19 protein-coding genes, 1 tRNA gene and 1 pseudogene are annotated in these 21,457 nt (G+C 69.4%); 14 read left to right on the top strand and 7 right to left on the bottom strand.

Annotated features, from left to right (window positions below; translation table 11 throughout):
* Positions 1-18 precede the first annotated feature (18 nt).
* The 5 genes from pyrF (at position 19) to coaBC (ending at position 3,581) form a co-directional block, all read left to right on the top strand.
* Positions 19-843, top strand: a complete 825-nt coding sequence (gene pyrF, locus CLV29_RS05400) for an orotidine-5'-phosphate decarboxylase (protein WP_133753973.1) — start codon at positions 19-21, stop codon at positions 841-843.
* Positions 844-899: 56 nt separating this feature from the next.
* Complete coding sequence (gene mihF, locus CLV29_RS05395; RefSeq protein WP_133753972.1) at positions 900-1,223, top strand: integration host factor, actinobacterial type; 324 nt, start codon at positions 900-902, stop codon at positions 1,221-1,223.
* On the top strand, positions 1,220-1,822 hold the full coding sequence (gmk, locus tag CLV29_RS05390; protein WP_243831743.1) for a guanylate kinase: 603 nt from the start codon (positions 1,220-1,222) through the stop codon (positions 1,820-1,822). The genes mihF and gmk overlap by 4 nt, the downstream gene beginning before the upstream one ends.
* Before the next feature lie 134 nt (positions 1,823-1,956).
* Entirely contained in the window at positions 1,957-2,304 is a 348-nt protein-coding gene (gene rpoZ / locus CLV29_RS05385) for a DNA-directed RNA polymerase subunit omega (RefSeq protein WP_243831742.1), read from the top strand.
* Positions 2,305-2,351: 47 nt separating this feature from the next.
* Positions 2,352-3,581 carry a bifunctional phosphopantothenoylcysteine decarboxylase/phosphopantothenate--cysteine ligase CoaBC gene (coaBC, locus tag CLV29_RS05380; RefSeq protein WP_133753971.1) on the top strand — a complete coding sequence of 410 codons (1,230 nt, stop codon included), beginning with the start codon at positions 2,352-2,354 and terminating at the stop codon, positions 3,579-3,581.
* On the opposite strand, the gene CLV29_RS05375 is transcribed toward coaBC, so the two are convergent.
* Entirely contained in the window at positions 3,544-4,539 is a 996-nt protein-coding gene (locus tag CLV29_RS05375; protein ID WP_166649138.1) for a LuxR C-terminal-related transcriptional regulator, read from the bottom strand. The two genes, coaBC and CLV29_RS05375, sit on opposite strands and share 38 nt — an antisense overlap.
* A gap of 202 nt (positions 4,540-4,741) precedes the next feature.
* Between CLV29_RS05375 and metK the strand changes: the two genes are divergently transcribed.
* The 3 genes from metK to CLV29_RS05360 all read left to right on the top strand — a co-directional run bounded on the left by metK (position 4,742) and on the right by CLV29_RS05360 (position 8,241).
* Positions 4,742-5,932 (top strand): methionine adenosyltransferase, encoded by a 1,191-nt coding sequence (metK, locus tag CLV29_RS05370; RefSeq protein WP_133753969.1) that lies wholly within the window; start codon positions 4,742-4,744, stop codon positions 5,930-5,932.
* A 21-nt stretch (positions 5,933-5,953) separates the two neighbouring features.
* Complete coding sequence (locus tag CLV29_RS05365) at positions 5,954-8,014, top strand: primosomal protein N' (protein WP_133753968.1); 2,061 nt, start codon at positions 5,954-5,956, stop codon at positions 8,012-8,014.
* A gap of 153 nt (positions 8,015-8,167) precedes the next feature.
* Positions 8,168-8,241: transfer RNA gene (locus tag CLV29_RS05360), tRNA-Gly, on the top strand.
* A 264-nt stretch (positions 8,242-8,505) separates the two neighbouring features.
* On the opposite strand, the pseudogene CLV29_RS05355 reads toward CLV29_RS05360, so the two are convergent.
* From CLV29_RS05355 to CLV29_RS05340, 4 genes and pseudogenes are all read right to left on the bottom strand, one after another.
* Positions 8,506-9,437, bottom strand: a pseudogene (locus CLV29_RS05355) (MFS transporter); the annotation flags it as partial.
* A gap of 140 nt (positions 9,438-9,577) precedes the next feature.
* Positions 9,578-9,940, bottom strand: a complete 363-nt coding sequence (locus CLV29_RS16965) for an alpha/beta hydrolase fold domain-containing protein (protein ID WP_133753967.1) — start codon at positions 9,938-9,940, stop codon at positions 9,578-9,580.
* Positions 9,937-10,542 (bottom strand): alpha/beta hydrolase fold domain-containing protein, encoded by a 606-nt coding sequence (locus CLV29_RS16960; protein WP_133753966.1) that lies wholly within the window; start codon positions 10,540-10,542, stop codon positions 9,937-9,939. Before CLV29_RS16960 ends, CLV29_RS16965 begins: the two co-directional genes overlap by 4 nt.
* Positions 10,529-11,437 carry an alpha/beta hydrolase gene (locus CLV29_RS05340; RefSeq protein ID WP_208292761.1) on the bottom strand — a complete coding sequence of 303 codons (909 nt, stop codon included), beginning with the start codon at positions 11,435-11,437 and terminating at the stop codon, positions 10,529-10,531. The genes CLV29_RS16960 and CLV29_RS05340 overlap by 14 nt, the downstream gene beginning before the upstream one ends.
* Before the next feature lie 220 nt (positions 11,438-11,657).
* Between CLV29_RS05340 and CLV29_RS05335 the strand changes: the two genes are divergently transcribed.
* The 6 genes from CLV29_RS05335 to CLV29_RS05310 all read left to right on the top strand — a co-directional run bounded on the left by CLV29_RS05335 (position 11,658) and on the right by CLV29_RS05310 (position 16,659).
* Positions 11,658-12,161, top strand: a complete 504-nt coding sequence (locus tag CLV29_RS05335; RefSeq protein WP_133753965.1) for a LacI family DNA-binding transcriptional regulator — start codon at positions 11,658-11,660, stop codon at positions 12,159-12,161.
* On the top strand, positions 12,152-12,655 hold the full coding sequence (locus CLV29_RS05330) for a LacI family DNA-binding transcriptional regulator (RefSeq protein WP_166649137.1): 504 nt from the start codon (positions 12,152-12,154) through the stop codon (positions 12,653-12,655). Before CLV29_RS05335 ends, CLV29_RS05330 begins: the two co-directional genes overlap by 10 nt.
* A gap of 71 nt (positions 12,656-12,726) precedes the next feature.
* Positions 12,727-13,656, top strand: coding sequence for a methionyl-tRNA formyltransferase (gene fmt / locus CLV29_RS05325; protein WP_133753963.1), 930 nt, complete (start codon positions 12,727-12,729; stop codon positions 13,654-13,656).
* Positions 13,649-15,064, top strand: coding sequence for an RsmB/NOP family class I SAM-dependent RNA methyltransferase (locus CLV29_RS05320; protein WP_133753962.1), 1,416 nt, complete (start codon positions 13,649-13,651; stop codon positions 15,062-15,064). Before fmt ends, CLV29_RS05320 begins: the two co-directional genes overlap by 8 nt.
* 28 nt (positions 15,065-15,092) lie before the next feature.
* Positions 15,093-15,758: a ribulose-phosphate 3-epimerase gene (rpe, locus tag CLV29_RS05315; RefSeq protein WP_133753961.1), complete on the top strand. Its 666-nt coding sequence runs from the start codon at positions 15,093-15,095 to the stop codon at positions 15,756-15,758.
* A gap of 46 nt (positions 15,759-15,804) precedes the next feature.
* Positions 15,805-16,659 (top strand): alpha/beta hydrolase, encoded by an 855-nt coding sequence (locus tag CLV29_RS05310; protein WP_166649136.1) that lies wholly within the window; start codon positions 15,805-15,807, stop codon positions 16,657-16,659.
* Positions 16,660-16,683: 24 nt separating this feature from the next.
* On the opposite strand, the gene CLV29_RS05305 is transcribed toward CLV29_RS05310, so the two are convergent.
* Positions 16,684-17,547, bottom strand: coding sequence for a PAC2 family protein (locus tag CLV29_RS05305; protein ID WP_133753959.1), 864 nt, complete (start codon positions 17,545-17,547; stop codon positions 16,684-16,686).
* 157 nt (positions 17,548-17,704) lie between these two features.
* Entirely contained in the window at positions 17,705-21,430 is a 3,726-nt protein-coding gene (metH, locus tag CLV29_RS05300; protein WP_208292760.1) for a methionine synthase, read from the bottom strand.
* Between the last annotated feature and the right edge of the window lie 27 nt (positions 21,431-21,457).

The following is a 21,457-nucleotide window of genomic DNA, read 5'->3' as shown; positions in this document are numbered from 1 at the left end:
CGTGATGAGGGAGAACTGATGTCCACGACCTGGTCCGAACGGCTGCAGGCCGCGATCGAGGCCCGCGGGAGGTTGTGCGTGGGGATCGATCCCCATCCGTCGCTGATCGCCAGCTGGGGATTCGAGCCGACCGTCAGTGGTCTGGAGAACTACGTCCGGCACCAGATCGAGGTGCTCGGGTTGACCGTCGCGGTGTTCAAACCGCAGAGCGGGCTGTTCGAGGCCTACGGTGCGGCCGGAGTGGCTGTCCTGGAGCGTGCGGTCGCCGACTGCAAGGCAGCCGGTGCGCTGGTGATCCTGGACGCCAAACGCGGTGACTTCCAGCCCACGATGCAGGGATATGCCCGTGGGTACCTGATGGAGGAGTCGCCGTTCCAGATCGACGCGCTGACCGTCAGCCCGTACCTCGGAGTCGGTTCCCTGCACCCGATGTTCATCGCCGCTGCCGAATCCGGTCGCGGTCTGTACGTGCTCTCGCGTACCTCCAATCCCGAGGGTTCGGCACTGCAGTTGGCCCGGACCGGTGAGGGGGCCACGGTGGCCCAGCAGGTCGTCGACGATGTCGAGGTGCGCAACGAGGTACTGGGCCCGGAGTTCGGTCTGGTGATCGGGGCGACCCATGAGGACCTGGGGGTGAACCTGGACGAGTTCACCGGGTCGCTGCTGGTTCCCGGGATCGGTGCCCAGGGCGCCACCGTGGCCGATGTGAAGCGCCGCTTCGGTGATCGGGCCTCGGCGGTGCTGCCCAATGTCAGCCGTCAGGTGGGTCGGGTCGGTCCGGATCCGCACGCCCTGAAGGGGGCGGTGGAGGACCTGCTGGACCAGGTCAGGGAGCTCGGCTGAACACTCTCGCGGTGCCCGATCGCGCCGGGTGGCAGCCAACCCGGTCCGTCGGTAGGTTGGCGCCCGTGACCTCGGTACCGCCGCTCTCGGAGAGCCAGCGCCAGCAGGCGCGTGCGGCCGCCACCCAGGTGCGCCGGCACCGGGCGGCCGCGAAGGCCCGGCTGCGTACCGGCGATCTGCATCTGTCGGCTTTCCTCGACCTGGCCGAGAACGACGATGTGCTGGCCCACATCAAGGTCGTCGACCTGCTGCGGTCGCTGCCCAGGGTCGGGGACAAGCGGGCCGCCGACACCATGGAGCGCCTGGACATCGCCCCCAGCCGCCGGATCCGTGGTCTCGGCCGACACCAACTGGCCGCGCTGCGGGAGGAGTTCCGGTGAGTGGTCAGGCGACCGACCGGCGCGAGCGACCCGGTCAGGGGGAGTTGTTCATCCTCTCCGGGCCGGCCGGGGTGGGCAAGGGTACGGTCGTGGCGGCGCTGCAGGCCAAGTACCCGTCGCTGTGGGTGTCGGTCTCGGCGACCACCCGGGCGCCCCGTCCCGGGGAGGTCGACGGGAAGCACTATCTGTTCACCGATGACGCCGAGTTCGACGACCTGATCGCCCATGACGGCCTGCTGGAGTGGGCCACCGTGCATCGCAAGGCGCGGTACGGCACCCCGCGGGCGCCGGTGCAGGCGGCGATGGCCGAGGGACACAATGTGTTGTTGGAGATCGACCCGCAGGGTGCCCGCCAGGTACGCAGGACGATGCCGCAGGCGCATTCGATCTTCCTGATGCCTCCGTCGTGGGAGGAACTGGTCCGCCGGTTGACCGCCCGCGGCACCGAGGACCAGGAGGCGGTCCAGCGTCGGCTGCAGACCGCCCGCTCCGAACTGGCCCATTTCGACGACTTCGACCATGTGGTGGTCAATGTCGACATCGACACCACGGTCGAGGAACTGGCCGAAATCTTGGGTCTGCGGGGTGGGGTCGGATAGACTCACCCAGGTTCGGCTGTGCAACCGCGCCCAGACAGTGAGCGCGGCGCACGCCGTCCGTGGACGAGCAGGTGCAGCCCGCCGGCCCCACGACGACCACGAATTCAAGAACACGAGTCAAACGAAGGTGCATCGTGACCCACACCGAAGCCGTCGGCATCACCAACCCGCCGATCGACATCCTGTTGACCAAGGTCGATTCGAAGTACCGCCTGGTGCTCTTCGCCGCCAACCGTGCCCGGCAGATCAACTCCTACTACGCCCAGCTCGGTGAGAGCCTGTTGGAGAACGTGGGTCCGCTGGTCGATGCCGGTGTGACCGAGAAGCCGCTGTCGATCGCGCTGCGTGAGATCGAGGACGGCCTGCTCGAGTGCGAGCAGATCGACCCCCACGCTCCCGCAACCGAGGACCCCGAGGAGGGCCCGTCGCTGTCCGCGGTGGAGGACGACGAGTTCGCCAACGACCCCGACTTCTCCGCCTGAGAAGATCGCCCGTACCTGCACTGCACCATCGGGATCGCTGAACACGGATGAGCCGGATTCTGCTGGGGGTCGCCGGCGGCATCGCCGCCTACAAGGCGTGTGAACTGCTGCGACGGTTCTCCGAGGCCGGTCACGAGGTGACCGTGGTCCCCACCCCGGCGGCACTGAACTTCGTCGGCAAGGTGACCTGGGAGGCCCTGTCGGGCCGGCCGGTGGCGACCGAGGTGTTCAGCGATGCCCATCGGGTCAACCATGTGATGCTCGGTCGGCAGGCCGATCTGGTGGTGGTTGCACCGGCCACCGCGGATCTGCTCGCCCGGGCCGCCCAGGGACGCGCCGACGACCTGCTCACCAATGTCTTGTTGACCGCGCACTGTCCGGTGATGATGGCCCCGGCGATGCACACCGAGATGTGGCAGCACGCCGCCACCCGGTCCAATGTGCAGACCCAGCGCGAGCGTGGAGTGGTCGTCGTGGATCCGGCGAGCGGTCGACTGACCGGGGCCGACTCCGGACCGGGCAGGTTGCCCGATCCCGATGAACTGGCACAGATCGCCGAGGTGCTGCTGGAGGACCCGTCGATCGCCACGCGCGGTCAGGACCTGCACGGCCGGACCGTGGTGGTCAGCGCCGGCGGCACCCGCGAACCGCTGGATCCGGTCCGCTACCTCGGCAACTCCAGCTCCGGACGGATGGGGATGGCGCTGGCCCGGGCCGCCCGGCTGCGGGGTGCCCGGGTGAGGCTTGTCCGGGCACACACCGAGGTGGCCACACCCAGTGGCGTGGATGTGGTCGACGTCGGCACCACGGCCGAACTCGACCAGGCCATGTCGGCGGCCGTCGAAGGAGCCGACCTGGTGGTGATGGCCGTCGCGGCCGCCGACTTCACTCCTGCCCGCACCGCCACCGGCAAGATCAAGAAGGATCGGGACTCCGGGCTGACGCTGGAGCTGCAGCAGACGACCGATGTGCTGGCCCGGCTCGGCGCCGGGCGTAGCGGCGGCCGCCCCACCCTGGTCGGGTTCGCTGCGGAGACCGCCGCCGATCCCGATCGGTTGCTGGAACTCGGTCGGTCGAAGCTGGCCCGGAAGAAGGCCGACTGGCTGGTGCTGAACGATGTCAGTGGCGGCAAGGTGTTCGGCTCCGAGGGGACCGCGGTCACCGTCATCGGCAGCGACGGTTCGGCGGTCGAGGCGGCCGGCTCGAAGGAGCTGTGCGCCCACCGGATCCTGGATGTGGTCAGTGCTCGGAGTCCGAACGCCGACGCGAATGATTGAGATGTTGGCGGATCTCCTGCCCGATCGCTGACCGGTCCGACATCTCGTACTTGCGACGAATGCTCGCGATGTGGGACTTGACCGTTTCGGTGCTCACCACCAGCCGGGCAGCGATCTCGGCATTCGACGCCTCGTCGGCCAGCTCGATGGCCACCGCCTTCTCCCGGTCGGTCAACGAGGCGTACCGGCGCGACGGGCCCTCGGTGATCTGCAGTTGCAACTCCACCAGCTCGGTCTGCACCATCCGCGACGCGGTCACCAGGTCGCCCAGACTCCGCCGCAGGGTCTCGATGTCGGCCTCGGGATCCTGCAGAACCTGCTCGGCCACCAGACGCGCCTTGCCCAGGCGTACCGACAACGTGTCGGCGAAGTGATTCGACGCGATCAGCGAGCTCAGCGGACCGTCCAGGTGCAGCTGGGCCAGGGTCTCCCGGTCCTCGACCTCACGCACCATCACCTGCGCCGCCAGTTTGCACAGCAACTCGAAGGCACGCACCACCGGCGGCGGGTAGGCGTGAGGGGTGTGACTGTGCATGGAGACGATCCCATAGACCTCCGGGACGTCGTCGACGCGGGACCGGAACATCGGCACGGTCACCACATCGGCGGACCTGCGGGACAGATCGCCGAACCGGACCCCGCGGTCGAGCAGGGCACCGTTGTCCTCGTTGAAGCGGTAGGTACGTCGGTTCTTCAGCATCCACCCCGAGGTGGCGCCGGCCGCGACCTGATAGGAGGCGGTCTGATCGTAGACCCCGTCCTCCACCGCATACGGATAGCGGATCTGATGCCCGCCGGGCTGGAACAGCCCGACGTAGAAGGCATCGACCTTCCCGAGCCGGGACGCGGTGTAGCGCAGATAGTCGTACAGCTCGTAACGATCTCTCCCGGTGAACGTCCGCATCCTCGAGTAGGCCTCGTTGATGACGGCCGTCGCCGTCGGATCCAGTGTCGACACTCGGTTCCCCAGTTCATCGGTGGTCGGCAAATTGTCCGAGTTCACATCCTTGCGCATGCAGTGGCCCGGTGCGGATGAATGGCGATCCCGGCCGGAGATCTGCCGGTGTCGACAGTATGCGGCCCCGGTGACGATCGACCCGACGCCGACCGCATGGCGGCACGGCGTCCACCGATTGCCCGGGCACATTAAGGTCGAGCCCATGAGCCGTCGACTGTTCACCTCCGAATCCGTGACCGAGGGGCACCCGGACAAGATCGCTGACCAGATCAGCGACTCGGTACTGGACGAGTTGCTGACCCACGACCCGAACAGCCGGGTGGCAGTCGAGACCCTGGTCACCACGGGCCTGGTCGTGGTCGCCGGTGAGGTGACCACCGAGGCCTACGCCGAGATCCCGCGGATCGTCCGCGAACGCATCCTGGAGATCGGCTACGACTCCTCGCACAAGTCCTTCGACGGCGCCTCCTGCGGTGTCCAGGTCAGCATCGGCGCCCAGTCCCCGGACATCGCCCAGGGTGTGGACAATGCCGAGGAGGCCCGCGACGGCAGTGTGGAGTCCTATGACCTGCTCGGCGCCGGCGACCAGGGCCTGATGTTCGGCTACGCCTGTTCGGAGACCCCCGAGCTGATGCCGCTGCCGATCACACTGGCGCACCGGTTGTCCGAACGGCTGGCGGCGGTGCGTAAGAACGGCGAGGTGCCGTACCTGCGCCCGGACGGCAAGACCCAGGTCACCGTGGAGTACGACGGCGATCGACCGGTCCGGCTGGACACCGTGGTGATCAGTTCGCAGCACGCCGCCGACATCGACCTGGCGAATCTGCTCACCCCGGACCTGCGGGAACAGGTGGTGAAGCCCGTCCTGGCCGCCTTCGACCTGGAGCACGACGACTACACGCTGCATGTGAACCCGACCGGCCGCTTCGAGATCGGCGGACCGATGGGAGATGCCGGACTGACCGGCCGGAAGATCATCGTCGACACCTACGGCGGTATGGCCCGTCACGGCGGTGGCGCCTTCTCCGGCAAGGATCCGTCGAAGGTCGACCGCTCCGCGGCTTATGCCATGCGATGGGTGGCGAAGAACGTCGTCGCGGCCGGTCTGGCCGAGCGTTGCGAGGTGCAGATCGCCTATGCGATCGGACGCGCCCACCCGGTCGGCTTCTACCTCGACTGCTTCGGCACCGAGAAGGTGCCGACCGAACAGATCGAGGCTGCCGTACTGGCCACCTTCGACCTGCGGCCGGCGGCGATCATCGAGGCCCTGGACCTGAAGCGCCCGATCTACGCCCAGACCGCCGCCTACGGCCATTTCGGTCGGGAACTGCCCGATTTCACCTGGGAACAGGCCTCCCGGGCCGAGGCATTGGCAGCCGCGGTACGTGGCTGACCTCGCCTCTACGATGGGTCGGTGACCGACAGCAGACCGCCGGCGGCCGACGACGCCTTGCTCCCGGCCGAGGCGGGCAAGTCGGCAACGACGACCGTCCCGGAGTCCGCGGATGCGGAGAGCTCGCCGCTGCGGATCGCCCGGGTGGCGGTCGACGTCTCCCTGCCTCACCTGGACCGCTTCTTCGACTACGCGGTGACCGAGGCCCAGGCCGAGGCCGCGGTCCCGGGCGCCCGGGTGCGGGTACGGTTCGCCGGCCGCCTGCGCGACGGTTTCATCGTCGATCTGCCCGACACGACCGAGCACACCGGCACTCTCGCACCCCTGCACACCGTGCTGTCCGCCGAACCGGTGCTCGCACCGGAGATCGTCAGCCTGATCCGGCGGGTTGCCGATCATTACGCCGGCACCTTTGCCGATGTCCTGCGGCTGGCGGTCCCCCCACGCCATGCCGCCACCGAGAAGGCCACCCCACGTCCGGTCGAACTGCCCGCACCCGACCGGTCGGCCGGGCCGCTGGACCGCTATCCGACCGGACCGGAGTTGATCAACGCCCTGGCCACCGGTGGTCGTCCCCGCGCCTACTGGCAGGTCTGCCCGGGGGCGGGGGAGTATGCCGACTGGACGGCCGGTCTGGCGCAGGCGGCGGCTGCCACGGTGGCCGGCGGGCGGGGTGTGTTGATCATCGTCCCGGACCATCGTGATCTTGATCGCCTCGCCCAGGCCTGTACCCAACGGTTCGGGGCCGCAGGGTTCGCCCGGCTGAGTGCCGAACTCGGCCCCTCTGCCCGCTATCGGCAGTTCCTGCGGATCTCCCGGGGCCAGGTGAAGGTGGTGATCGGTACCCGCGCGGCCGCCTATGCACCGGTACATGATCTTGGTCTGGTGGCGTTGTGGGATGACGGGGACGACCTGCTGTCGGAGCCGCGCGCCCCGTACCCGCATGCCCGCGAGGTACTGGCGATCCGCGCCGCGGACCAGGACTGTGCGGTGCTCTTCGCCGGGTACGCCCGGAGCACCGAGATCGAACAGTTGATCAACGCCCAATGGCTGACCCCGCTGGCACTTCCGACCGCCGAGGTCAGGCGGGAGGCGCCGGTGGTTCGGGTGGCTTCCGACACCGACGAGTCGATGGCCCGCGACCCCGCGGCCCGTACCTCCCGGCTGCCCCACGACACCTTCGAACTCGTCCGCCGGTCCTTGCCCCAGGGCCCGGTACTGGTGCAGATCCCACGGGCCGGTTATCGGCTGGCCTTGGCCTGCGCCCGGTGCCGGACCCCGATCCGCTGTCCGCGTTGCAACGGCCCGGCCCGCGAACAGCCCGACGGCGGCCTGGACTGCGCCTGGTGCGGTTCCCTGCTCGCCGGCTGGCGCTGTCCGGAGTGCGGCAGCGACCGGCACCGGGCCCCCGTGGTCGGTGCCACCAGGCTGGCCGAGGAACTGGGACGGGCCTTCCCCGGCACGGTGGTGATCCGGTCGGCCGGCAATCGGGTGCTCCCGGAGGTCTCGGCCAAACCCGCCCTGGTGGTCGCCACACCCGGGGCCGAACCCGTCGCCGAAGGTGGGTATGCGGCGGCCCTGCTGGTCGACGCCGATGCCTTGCTGGCGCGGGCGGCTCTGCGGGCGGGCGAGGAGGCGCTGCGGCGCTGGTTGAACGTCACGGCGCTGGTTCGTCCCGCCCCTGCCGGTGGCACGGTGATGGTGGTCGGTGCCCCCGATGCGCGGGCGATCCAGGCGCTGGTGCGTACCGATCCGGGCGGGTTCGCCCGCCGTGAACTCGCTGACCGGGCGGCCGCGCACTTCCCGCCGGCCGCGGCCGTGGCCACGATCGAGGGCGGACCCGCCTCGGTGGCCGACTTCCTCACCCCGGTGCTGGACGAGTTGCCGACCGAGGCCGAGGTGCTCGGACCGGTACCGTTCGCATCCAAACCCGGTGAGGAACTGCAGCGGCTTACCGTACGCGTACCCCGTCGGGACCGGGTGAGACTGAGCCGACTGCTGCAGCAGGCCCAGGGGGTGCGCAGCGCGAAGAAGGTCGACGGAGCGATCCGGGTCCGGGTCGACCCGGTGGTGATGGACTGAGGTGGTGATGGACTGAGGTGGTGATGGACTGAGGTGGTGATGGACTGAGGCCCGAACGACCGATTGCGCCTCGCGTACCGGTCCGATCCCCGCGCGGCCCGCGTTTGAACCGGGCAGATCCGTCGGCTACGGTGACCGAGGCCTCACGGCCTTGCGGATGTAGTTCAGTGGCAGAACACCGGCGTTCCACGTCGGGGACGCTTGTTCGATTCAGGCCATCCGCTCCAGCACATCGGCCGGCTCACCTGACCGAACGCACCGGCAGTACGGCTAGCCCGCCGAGCACGCCGAAGACGATCGCCGCCACGTACAGCGCGGTGTAGTCTCCCCACCGCCGATGGCCAGCAACGGTACCGCCACGATCGGCACCAGCAGTTGCGGCACCTGATAGGACAGGGCGACGATGCCGAGATCCTTGCCGGCATCGGTGAAGGTCGCAGCACCTCGGTCATCAGCGCCACGTCCACCGAGACATAGGCGCCCTGGGCGGCGCCGACGATCACGATGCCGATCATGAAGGTGGTCGTGTCCGAGGCCAGGATGGCGACCACCAGCCCGACCACCGACAACATGCTGGCAGCCCAGACGATCGGCTTGCGGCGACCGGTGCGATCGGAGATCCAGCCGAACAACAAGGTCATCGCGATGTTGCCGAGCGTGAAGGCGATCAAGGTGTTCGCCTGCACCTGACTGGCCTGCTCCCGGGGAATTCCGAGGTGGTCGATGATGAAGAACAACAGGTAGGCCGAGACTGAGACGATCGACATGGTGACGAACAACCGGCAGGTCCAGGCCCAGAAGAAGTCGGGGTGTCGCCGCGGATCCAACCAGTAGGTGGACAACACATCCGCCACGGCGAGGGGCGTTCGGTACGGACGATGTCGCGCAGGACGACGAACAGGCCGAGGTTCAACCCGGCCCCGATCACGCCGGGGACGACGAACCAGGTCCACTGGGCGTCCTCGGGCAGCAACGCCACCAGCTGCGCCCCCAGGATCAACGCCAGTCCACCGCTGGCACCGGCGGCCGCGGCCACCCGGGCGCGGATCCGTTTCGGGATCTGGTCGGCCAACAGGGCGTGCACCGCAGCATTGGCGGCGCCGAAACCGGTCTGCACGATCGCCCAGCCGAGGACCACCTGCCCCAACGAACCCGCCCCGGCGAGCAACCCGACCCCCAGCAGGCCCGCCACTGCTCCACCGAGGATCCACGGCCGTCGCTTGCCCAGCCGGGACATGGACCGGTCGCTGAGGCGCCCGAAGAGCGGGGTGATCAGCGTCACCACGATGCCGCCGACGCCGGCGGTGATCGAGAGGTTGGTGCCCTTCGAGGCGTCGTCGAAGTAGGCGAAGAACTTCGGGATCGACGCGCCGATGGTCGTCCCCAACACCAGGTTGATGCCGAACCAGGAGGCGATGAACATCGCCAGGAATCCGCCGCCGCTGGGGCTCACCGGGTACTGCGTCGGCGTCGGCGACGGCCGGCTCGGGGTTCGGCTCGTGGGGGAGTTGGGGTGACATCATCGTCCTTCCAGGTGGGCTGGGGCATCGACCGGATGCCGGATCACTGGTGGTAGGCCTCGCTCAGCGCTGCGGCCTGCTCGTCCTGCCATCGACGGGCTCCGGCCCAGGCGGCGGTCAGCCCGGGCGTACCGTGCAGATGGCCGGTGCCGACGACGGTCGTGGTCGGTATGCCGGCCTGCCGCAGCCGCTCGGCATAGGCCAGTCCGGAGTCACGCAGCGGGTCGTACTCGGCGACCATGATCAAGGCGTCCGGCCGCCCGGAAAGGTCCGGCAGGTCGACGGGGGAGGCCAGGGGCGGTACCGGTCCCGGGCCGAGGTAGGCAGTCATCAGCGCCTGATCCTGTCCCAGCCCGAACCCCTCGGCGAACAGCCGCGCCGATTCCCCCACCGGAGGCAGCGTCATCGGGGGACCTCCAGCAGCTGATGGCGAAGCGCCGGACCGCCGCGATCGCGGAGCACGATGGCCGCACCGGCGGCGATCGAGGCACCGGCGGAGTTCCCGCCGATCCCCAGCCGTTCGGGATCCACCCCATGCTGCGCCGGGTTGGCGGCCAGCTCCCCGATGGCGGCCACCGCATCCTCGACCCCCGCCGGGAAGCGGTCCTCGGGGGCGAGTCGGTAGTCCAGGGAGAGGACCTGCAGCTCGCTGCTGCGCGCCCGACGGGCACACAACCGGTCGTTCAGCAGCTCGTCGACGGTTCCGTGGATGAACCCGCCACCGTGCAGGAACAGCTGGGTGGGCAGGGCTCCGGCGTCGGCCGGCGGGCGGTAGCGGCGCACCCGCAGCGGACCGGCCGGCCCCGGCAGGCTGATCTCGTCGATCCGCACCTCCGGGGCCTCGTCGGCGGTGAACTCGAGGGCCAGCAGATCCGACAGGCGCGCTGCGGCCAGCCTGCCCGAAGGGGTTCCCGGGTGCCGCAGGTCCGGCAGCGTCGCGGAGTGTTCGTCGATCCGCTTCAGCCACCGTAGGACCGCCGGATCGAGCTGGAGATCACGCGGGCTCATACCCGGTCGTCCTCGGTGCGCAACGGATCCGGATAGTCCAGCGCCGGTGCGTGGAGGGTACGCAAGTGCTCACCACATCGCGGTGCAGGTGCTCGGCTGCCGGTACCACCGACCGCAGACCGCCCGAGGTGTGGGTCTGCCCGATCATCCGTACCCCGACGGCGGGCACACCGGCCCGGGTCAGCGTGGTCACATAGGCCTCCCCGTCGCCGCGCAGCGGATCCAGCTCGGCGGTCCAGACCACGGCCGGTGGCAGACCTGCGTGGGACCGCGCCAGCATCGGCGAGGCGTAGGGGTGTCGACGCAGACCGCGGTCCGTCCCCAGGTACTGGGTCACCAACCGGGCGGCCATCTGTCGCAGGATCACGTCGGGAATCGCCTTGTTCACCCCACCGGCGTCGACGTGGCCGAGGGTCAGGTCAAGGGCGGGGGCCTCCAACAACTGCAATCGGATCGGACGTTGGTGACGATCGCGGTTCATCAGGGTCACCGCCGCGGCCAGATTGCCGCCGGAGGAGGCACCGCCGATCGCCAGCCTGTCCGGATCGCCACCCAACTCCCGGGCCGCGCCGTGGGCCCACTCGAGGACGGTCCACCCCTGCTCGGGTTGGGCGGGGAACTGCACCTCCGGGGCATGGGAGTAGTCGACGGCGATCACGATCACCCCGGCGTCGGCGGCGCGCTCGCGGTACGACCGGTCCCAGCCCAGCCAGTCGATCCCGGCCAAGGTCCAGGCGCCGCCGTAGAAGTAGATCAGGACCGGCAGCCCGCCGGTCTCGGCCGGCGCCGGACGTTGCGCGGTCGGCCAGTGCACCCGGACCGGAACGTCGGGATGTCTGGAGGAACCGAGCGTGTACTCCGCGGCCGCGGTCGGCGGCGGGCGCAGACCCAACACAGCGGCCGAATCGAGGTCGAGTTGTGCGGCCTGTTCGCGGCGGGCGACCGGGATCGGCTGGTTCGGGTCGGCGGAACGGTGCCAGCCGTCGCTCGTGCGCGGCGACGAAGGCGTCGAGTCGATTCCTACCGGGCATGCTGCGGGTCTCCTTCGTTGGATGCGGACATCAGCCTGCGGAATCGAAGCACTTCGATGAAGGGCTTCGCTACGGTGATCAGCGATGAAGGGAAAACCGAAGGCGGTGAACATCTACACCGTGGCCGAGCGCGCCCAGGTCTCGATCTCCACGGTCTCGCTGGTGATGAACTCACCGCACCGGGTGAGCCCGCAGACCCGGGAGCGGGTGATCCGGGCGGCCTCCGAACTGGGCTACCGGGTCGGCGGTGAGGGTGAGCGCGGCTCCCGCCGCACCACCGCGCTGAGGATCGCCGTGGCGGCGCCCTATTCCAGCTACAACAGCTACTACCGGCGGCTCACCGGGATGTTGCACCGGGCACGGCAGGCCGCCGTGGACCTGATCCCCTACGACCTGGCCTCGGCAGCTGCGGCAACCGAACCGTTGCTGGAGTCCCTGCCCGCCCGGCGGGGTGTCGACGGGTTGATCGTGATGGGCGTACCGCTCGGCATCACCGCGCTGCGGGCGAGCCGGGAGCCAGCTTCCCGGTCGTCGGCCTGGACATCCGGCGCTCCCTGCCACGGGCCGCGGATCCGCCGGTGGTGCTGATCGACGATCTGCACGGGGGGCGGTTGATCGGGGAGCACCTGGCCGCGGCCGGACATCGCCGGGTGGTCTTCCTGCACGAACCGCAGCAATCACCCGACTACGTCTCGGCCGGTATGTTGCGCTCCGACGGGCTGGCCGAGCACCTCGAGCTGGTTGCCGTACCGGCCGAGCCCGACGGCTCGGTCGACGGCCGGTTGCCGTGCTTGGATGCCGATCCGTCACTCACCGCGGTGGTGGCCAACCACGACGGACTGGCCGCCCGGGCACTGCGGGTGCTGACCAGCAACGGACGCCGGGTTCCTGACGACCTGGCAGTGATCGGGTACGACGACGGAGAACTGGCAGAGATGTCGGGGCTGACCACGGTCGCTCAGCCGTTCGCCGAATCCGGCCGGATGGCGCTGGAGATGGTGCTGTCGATGGTTGCCGGCAGCTCGGTGCCGGTGAGCCGGGTGGTGCTGAACCCGACCCTGGTCCTTCGCGGTACGGGCTGAACCGGCGACACCTCGCGCCGGCCGGCCACCGGTCGCACCGGGGCACCGAACCGGGGCACTAAACTCGACCGGTGCGCGTCTTGCTTGCCGGAACCCCCGAGGTCGCCGTGGCCTCCCTCGATGCCCTGGTCGACTCCGATCACCAGGTACTCGGGGTGATCACCCGCCCCGACGCCCCGGCCGGCCGGGGGAAGAAGCTTCGCCCCTCACCGGTGGCCGTCCGGGCCGAGGAGCTCGGACTGCCCGTGCACAAACCGGAGCATCCGAAGGATCCCGACTTCGCAGCGATGCTGACCGAACTGGCACCCGACTGCGTACCGGTGGTCGCCTACGGTGCGCTGGTGCCGCAGCGGGTGATCGACATCCCCGCACACGGCTGGGTCAACCTGCACTTCTCGCTGCTGCCGCGCTGGCGCGGAGCCGCCCCGGTACAGCACGCGATCCTCGGGGGCGACGCCGAAACCGGTGCCTGCACCTTCTCCCTGGTCCGCGAACTCGACGCCGGCCCGGTGTATGGGCAGATCCGGACACCGATCGGCCCCGGCGACACCGCCGGTGACCTGCTCGACCGGCTCGCGCGCGACGGGGCGGGACTGCTGGTACGGACACTCGACGAGATCGCCGCCGGTGCCGTACCCCGGCCGCAACCGGACGAGGGGGTCACCTCGGCGCCGAAGCTGACCAGTGACGACGCCCGGATCGACTGGGACACCTCACAGCTGGTGATCGACCGGTTGATCCGCGGCTGCAACCCGGCCCCCGGTGCCTGGACCACGCTGCGCGGCCAGCGGTTCAAGATCGGCCTCGCCCGGCCGGCGCCGGAGCAGGAGCTGCCGCCCGGACAGTTGCGGAACACCGGCAGACAGGTGCTCGTCGGTACCGCCGATCGTGCCCTGGAACTGCTGCAGGTCCAACCCCCCGGCAAGAAGCCGATGGCTGCTGCGGACTGGGCGCGCGGGGCACAGCTCGCCGACGACCAACGCTTCGACGACGATGAGTGAGCCGGCGGACCGGGGTGCTCCGGCAGGGCGTCGCTCGACCCGCCGCGGCGGTCCACGCAAGGGCGGTTCCCCGCGCTCGCGCGGACGGATCGACACACCCCGGCGGGTGGCGTACCAGACGCTGCGGCAGGTGACCGGTGACGACGCCTATGCCAATCTGGTGCTGCCGGGCAACCTGGCCGAGGCCGGATTGAGCGGTCGGGATGCCGCCTTCGTCACCGAACTGGTCAACGGCACCGCCCGACACCTCGGCACCTACGACGCGATCATCGCCGAGGCCTCCGGCCGACCGATCGACGGCCTGGACCCCGAACTGCTCGACGTGCTCCGGCTGGCCACCCATCAGGGGCTGGCCATGCGGGTGCCCGACCATGCCACGGTCGCGGCCAGTGTCGAACTGGCGCGGTCGATGATCGGGGAGAAGGTCACCGGGCTGACCAATGCCGTCACCCGCAAGCTCACCCGCCGATCGGAGCAGGAGTGGCTGGACCGGCTCTGCGCCGGCCTCGACGAGCTCGACACGCTGGCCCTGCGTACCGCCCATCCGCGGTGGATCGTCGACGCCTATGCCGAACTCCTGCCGGCCGACGAACTCCCAGCGGCCCTGGCGGCGAACAATCTCCCGCCCCGGACCTGGTTGGCGGTTCGACCGGGCCTGGCCGAGGTCGCCGAGCTGATCGAGGCCGGTGGTGAACCGTCGGGGATCAGCGAGTACGCGGTGGCCTGGCCGGGTGATCCGGCCGAGGCGCCGGGCCTGCGGCAAGGTCTGGTCGGGGTGCAGGACCCCGGTTCCCAGCTCGTCGCCGCCACCCTCGCCGCCGCCCCGGCGCCGGCCGGGCGCTGGCTCGATCTGTGCGCCGGACCGGGCGGCAAGACCGCCTTGCTGACGGGTCTGGCCCGTGAGCACGGTGACGACCTGGTCGCCGCCGAGGTGGCACCGCATCGCGCGGAGTTGGTACGCCAGGCGGTGCGGGCCTACCAGCCGCCGCCGGAGGTGGTGGTCGCCGACGGCACGCAGCCACCATGGTCCGCGGGTTCGTTCGCCCGGGTGCTGGCCGATGTGCCCTGCACCGGTCTGGGGGCATTGCGGCGTCGCCCGGAGGCCCGCTGGCGTCGCATCCCGCAGGACCTCGCCGCACTGGTTCCCCTGCAGACCGCGCTGCTGAACTCCGCCCTCGACCTGGTCGAGCCCGGTGGACTGGTCGGTTATGTCACCTGTTCACCGCACCGGGCCGAGACCGCCGGGGTGGTGGATGCGGTACTGGCCACGCGTGGCGACGTCGAGTCCGTGCCCGCGGTGGTCAGGTCGGCACCGGATGCGGTGGACGAGCACGGCCGCGTGCAGTTGTGGCCACACCGTCACGGCACCGATGCGATGTTCCTGGCGTTGCTCCGGCGCACCCGTTGAGGTGAACCGGGTGGGATAGCCTTTCGGGGTGGAGATCAAGATCACCCCGAGCCTGTTGAGTGCCGACTTCGCGAACCTGCAACGCGACATCGAGGCGATCGGCTCTGCCGACGGCCTGCACATCGATGTCATGGACTACCACTTCGTACCCAATCTCACCCTGGGGTTGCCGGTGGTGCAGTCGATCCGCAAGGTCACCGACCAGTTCCTCGACATCCACCTGATGATCGACGATCCGGACCGCTGGGCACCGTCGTATGCCGAGGCCGGTGCGCAGTCGGTCACCTTCCATGTGGAGGCGGCGAAGGCACCGATCCGGCTCGCCCGGGAACTGCGCCGGCTCGGCGCCCGGGCAGGACTGGGGCTCAACCCGGCCACCGACATCGATTCGTTGCGCGATGTGCTGGACGAGGTCGACATGATCTTGATCATGACCGTCGAACCCGGTTTCGGTGGTCAGAAGTTCCTTGACCTGTGCCTGTCCAAGATCGAACGGACCCGCACACTGATCGGCGACCGCGACATCTGGGTGCAGGTCGACGGGGGAGTGAGCACCGAGACCATCGAACGCTGCGCCGAGGCCGGGGCGAACGTCTTCGTCGCCGGCTCGGCCGTCTTCGGTGCCGACGACCCGGATGCGATGATCACAACCCTGCGGGAGAAGGCATCTGCGGTCTGCGGCAGCCGCGGATGATCAGCAACGGGTGGCGGCGGCCGTCGTTCCCGGCGGGAGCGCGGCGGTGGTGACCACCACGACCTCCGACGGTGTGCAGACCACCGACGAGGAGCTGCCCACCAGGCATCGGCCCGTTCGGATCCGCTGGTACCGGCCGCCGGAACCGGTGGGCACGTTCGTCTGGATCCACGGTGGTGCGTTCTGCCAGGGAACCTTGGACGGACCCGAGTCCCGGGCGGTCGCCCGCGGGCTCGCCGGGCACGGACTGGAGGTGATCGCCCTCACCCCACCGATGGTGCCGACGGTCAGCATGCCGCTGGCCGGCACCCGGTTGCCCTTGCCGGGGGTACGGCACCCGGTGCCGGTCGAGTCGGCGCTGGACGCACTGGCCGAGATCGGCCGTCGCCGCCCGGGCTACACCGGCGCGAGCGCCGGGGCCTGTCTGGCCGCTGCCGCCGCCGCCCGGTTGACCGACCCGCGGTTCGGCCCGACCGCTCATGCCCCGTCCCGGCTGGTGCTGGCCTACGGCACCTTCCATTCCGCCCTGCCCGATCCGTCACCGGCGCTGCGCGACCGGCTCCGCGGCCGCTACCGGCTGTGGCAGTACCGGCCGTTCATGGTGGACCTGATGAACCGCAACTACCTGGGGCGTGACGCCCTGCCCGACGATCCGACAGCACTGCCCGGGGGACTATTGGCGGCACCGCTGCCGCCGACACTGTTCGTCGATGCCGACCGGGACCGGATCCGTTCCTCGGCCGAGGCCTTCGCCGAGGAGCTGCGGACACTCGGCACCGAGGTGGAGCAGCTCGTGGTTCCGCTGACCAGCCACGGCTTCCTGGCCCGCCCCAAAGATCCCGCCTACCGGCGCACCCTGGTCAGGTTCGCGCACTGGCTGGGCATCGACGAGCGGGCCTGAGCCCGGTCGTCCGAACCGCCCCGATCAGTCCCGGCGGCGCAGATAGCGCTGGAACTCGGCGGCGATCGCGTCCCCGCTGGCCTCGGGGATCCCCTGCTCGTCCTGGCTCTCCTCGAGCTGGCTGACGTACTCGGCGATCTCGGAGTCCTCGGCCGCCAGTTCGTCGACCCCGCGTTCCCAGGCCTTCGCCAGCTCGGTCAGTTCACCGGGATCCAATGGCAGGTCGATCACATCCTCCACCTTCGCCAGCAGTGCCAAGGTGGCCTTCGGGTTCGGCGGATGGGCCACGTAGTGCGGTACCGAGGCCCACAGGTTGACCGTCGGCAGCCCGGCCTCCGACGAGGCCTCGCTCAGCAGGCCGACGATGCCGGTCGGCCCTTCGTAGTCGGGCAGGTCCAGCTCACTCATCTCGTCCAGCAACCGGGGGTCGATGCTGGAACCCGAGACCGGCACCGGGCGGGTGTGCGGGCAGTCCGAGAGCAGCGCACCGAGCATGATCACCAGTGACGGCTGCGCGCTGCGCAGGGCGGAGACGACCAACTGGGTGAAACTGCGCCAGCGCAGATTGGGCTCCGGCCCGGTGATCAGCACCAGGTCCCGGGCGACCTCACCGTCGCGGCCGAGGATCGAGGCCACCGACACGGTGGTCTCCGGCCACTCGTGGACCGCGCTGGTGGGGGAGTCGCGTCGGATCACCGGCCGATTCACCTGGAAGTCGTAGTAGTCCTCGCTGTCGATCGTGAAGAAACGCTCGGCCCCCAGGGTCTCGGCGATGTGGTCCAGACACGACGTGGCGGCACTGGCCGCATCGTTCCACCCGCTGAAGGCCATCAGCACCACCGGATCCACCAGGTCCCGCAGTTCGCGGGTCGGACGGTTCACTGCCATGTCGCCACTGTAGTTGCTGTTCGGGGAACTCCAGGCGATACCGGAGCGTTGCTGTTGCCCGACCGGCCGAAGGGGCTCCGGACCGCGGCGGTTCCGCCGCGTGGCGACACGGCTCGGGCCCGCCGGTGAGGGGCCCGGACGGGCCGGTCGGTGGCCCTCAGACGCCCACGGTGGCCGAGGGTCGGTAACCCAGGTTCGGCGCCAGCCAGGTCTCGGCCTGCGCGACCGTCCAGCCCTTGCGGCGGGCGTAGTCGGCGACCTGGTCGGCGCCGAGCCGGCCGACCACGAAGTACTGGCTCTCGGGGTGGGCGAAGTACCAGCCGGAGACCGCTGCAGCCGGCCACATGGCCATCGACTCGGTCAACTCGATGCCGGTCCGTCGGCGCACGTCGAGCAGCTCCCACAGGGTGGCCTTCTCGGTGTGGTCGGGACAGGCAGGGTAGCCCGGTGCCGGACGGATCCCGCGGTACCGTTCGGCGATCAGCGCCTCGTTGTCCAGGGACTCGTCGCCGGCATATCCCCACCACTGCGTCCGTACCCGCTGGTGCAGCCTCTCGGCGAAGGCCTCGGCCAGCCGGTCGGCAAGGGATTCGAGCAGGATCGCGTTGTAGTCGTCCAACTGCGCCTTGTACCGGGCTGCCGCCTCGGCGGCACCGAAACCGGCACTGACGGCGAACCCGCCGACCCAGTCGGCCAGACCACTCGAGCGGGGAGCGACGAAGTCGGCCAGGCTGCGGTGAGGTACGCCGGGGCGGTGCTCACCTTGTTGTCGCAGGTGGTGCAGCACGGTCCCCACCTGCTGCCGGTCGACGCCGGTGTAGAGCTGCAGGTCGTCGCCGACGGAATGGGCCGGGAAGAAGCCGATCACCCCGTTCGCCTGCAGTGTGTGCTCGGCGATCAGCCGGTCCAGCATCTGCCGGGCATCGGCATACAGTTTGCGGGCCGCCTCCCCGGAGGCCGGGTTGTGCAGGATGTCGGGGAACCGGCCGCGCAGCTCCCAGGCGGCGAAGAACGGTGACCAGTCGATGTACTCGGCCAGTTCGGCCAGCGGATAGTCGATCAACTCCTTGACCACCGGTCCGCCGTCGCGGGCCAGGGCCGGGGTGACCGGGGTGAAATCGGACCAGTCGATCGGTGGTGCATCGGCCAGTGCCGCGTCGTAGTCCAGCAAGGGCCGCTCGCCCTTCGCGGCGTGACGCTCCCGCAGCGAGTCGTAGTCGGCGCGTACCTCGCTCAGCAGGCCGCCACGTTGCTCGGCCGACAGCAGCCGGGAGACCGTCGGCACCGAACGTGAGGCATCCTTCACCCAGACCACCGGGCCGGAGTACTCCGGGTCGATCTTCACCGCGGTGTGCGCCCGGGAGGTGGTGGCACCGCCGATCAGCAGCGGCGTCTGCAGACCTCGCCGTTCGAGCTCGGCGGCGAAGCGCACCATCTCGTCCAGCGAGGGCGTGATCAGGCCGGACAGTCCGATCACATCGGCACGTTCGGCGGCGGCGGTCTCCAGGATCCGCTCGGCCGGGACCATCACCCCCAGGTCCACCACGTCGTAGTTGTTGCACTGCAGCACCACACCGACGATGTTCTTGCCGATGTCGTGGACATCGCCCTTCACCGTCGCCAGGACGATCTTGCCCTTGCTGGGGGTGTCGGCATCGCTCTCGGCCTCGATGAACGGGATCAGGTGGGCCACGGCCTTCTTCATCACCCGCGCCGACTTCACCACCTGCGGCAGGAACATCTTCCCCGCACCGAAGAGATCGCCGACGACGTTCATCCCGTCCATCAACGGGCCCTCGATCACCTCGATCGGGCGACGCCCCCGGTCGGCCAGCTCCTGTCGCAGCGCTTCGGTGTCGGCCTCGATATGTGCGTCGATCCCCTTGACCAGGGCGTGGGTGATCCGTTCGGCGAGCGGCAACCCGCGCCATTCGTCATTGCGCTGCTCGACGCGCTCGCCCGTACCGCTGTAGTCACCGGCGATCTCCAACAGGCGTTCGGTGGAATCCGGCCGACGGTTGCAGATCACATCGGTGATCCGCTCCCGCAGTTCGGCGTCGATCTCGTCATAGACCGCGAGCTGTCCGGCGTTGACGATCCCGGCGTCCAGACCGGCCTCGATCGCGTGAAAGAGGAAGACCGCGTGGATGGCCTCGCGGACGGGATTGTTGCCCCGGAAGGAGAAGGACACGTTCGAGATGCCGCCGGAGGTACGGGCACCGGGCAGGTTCTGCTTGATCCAGCGGACCGCCTCGATGAAGTCCATCCCGTAGTTGGCGTGTTCCTCGATCCCGGTGGCCACGGCGAAGACGTTCGGATCGATAATGATGTCGTCACCGTCGAACCCGAGGTCGATCAGGATCCGGTAGGCACGCTCGGCGATCTCGATCCGCCGCTGATAGTTGTCGGCCTGTCCCTGTTCGTCGAAGCACATCACCACCACCGCGGCCCCGTAGCGGCGGCACAGCAGCGCCTGTTCGACGAACTTCTGCTCACCCTCCTTGAGGGAGATCGAGTTCACGATCGAGCGGCCCTGGACACATCGCAGACCGGCCTCGATCACCTCGAACTTCGAGGAGTCGATCATGATCGGCACCCGGGAGATGTCGGGTTCGGAGGCGATCAGCTTGCAGAAGCGATCCATCGCCTCGACACCGTCGAGCATGCCCTCGTCCATGTTCAGGTCGATCACCTGTGCACCGGCCTCCACCTGCTGCCGGGCCACCTCCAAGGCGGTGTCGTAGTCGCCGGTGGAGATCAAATTGCGGAACCGGGCCGATCCGGTGACGTTGGTCCGCTCGCCGATGTTGACGAACAGCGAATCGGCATCGACGTTGAACGGTTCCAGACCCGACAGCCGTAGCGCGGGAGCGACGGTCGGCACCGGCCGCGGCTCGGCGTCGCCGATCACCTCGGCGAATCGCGCGATGTGCTCGTCGGTGGTCCCGCAACAGCCGCCGACGATGTTCACCAACCCGTCGGCGGCGAACTCACCGATCACCGTGGCCATCTGCTCGGGTGACTCGTCGTACTCGCCGAAGGCATTCGGCAGCCCGGCATTGGGGTAGACCGAGAGGAAGCAGTCCGCCACCCGGGACAGCTCGGCCAGCCACGGTCGTACCTCGGCCGCCCCGAGGGCGCAGTTCAGCCCGACGACCAGCGGCTGGGCATGGCGTACCGAGTTCCAGAAAGCCTCCACCGTCTGCCCGGAGAGGGTACGGCCGGAGGCATCGGTGATGGTCCCGGAGATGATCAACGGCCAGCGGCGGCCGTGGGCGGCGAAGAGCTCCTCCAGGGCGAAGATCGCCGCCTTCGCATTCAGCGTGTCGAAGATCGTCTCGATCACCAGGGCATCGGCGCCGCCGCTGAGCAGTCCCTCGGCCTGTTCGGTGTAGGCGGCGACCAGGGTCTGGAAGTCGATGTTGCGGGCACCGGGATCGTTCACATCGGGGGAGATCGAGGCCGTCCGGTTCGTCGGGCCGATCGCACCCAGGACATAGCGCGGATGTTCGGCAGTGCTGTACTCATCGGCAGCCTGCCGGGCCAGCCCGGCCGCGGCCACGTTCAGCTCGTGGGCCAGATCCGACATCCGGTAGTCGGCCAGCGAGATGCTCTGGGCGTTGAAGGTGTTGGTGGAGATGAAGTCGGCACCGGCGGCCAGGAAGTCCCGATGGATCCGGCCGATCAGGTCCGGGCGGGTGAGCGACAGCAGATCGTTGTTGCCGCTCAGGTCGCTGTCCCAGTCGGCGAATCGCTCGCCCCGGAAGTCCGCCTCCGACAACCCGTGGCCCTGGATCGTGACCCCCATCGCACCGTCGAACAACATCACCCGTCGACGCAGGGTCGCAGCGATCTCGTCGGTCCGGTCGGGCTGGTGGGTCATCGCCCCATTGTCACCCTTCGGTGGCCG

This window comes from Naumannella halotolerans (assembly GCF_004364645.1).
In the GTDB taxonomy this organism is placed as follows: domain Bacteria; phylum Actinomycetota; class Actinomycetes; order Propionibacteriales; family Propionibacteriaceae; genus Naumannella; species Naumannella halotolerans.
This window is presented reverse-complemented; position numbering and strand designations above follow the sequence as displayed.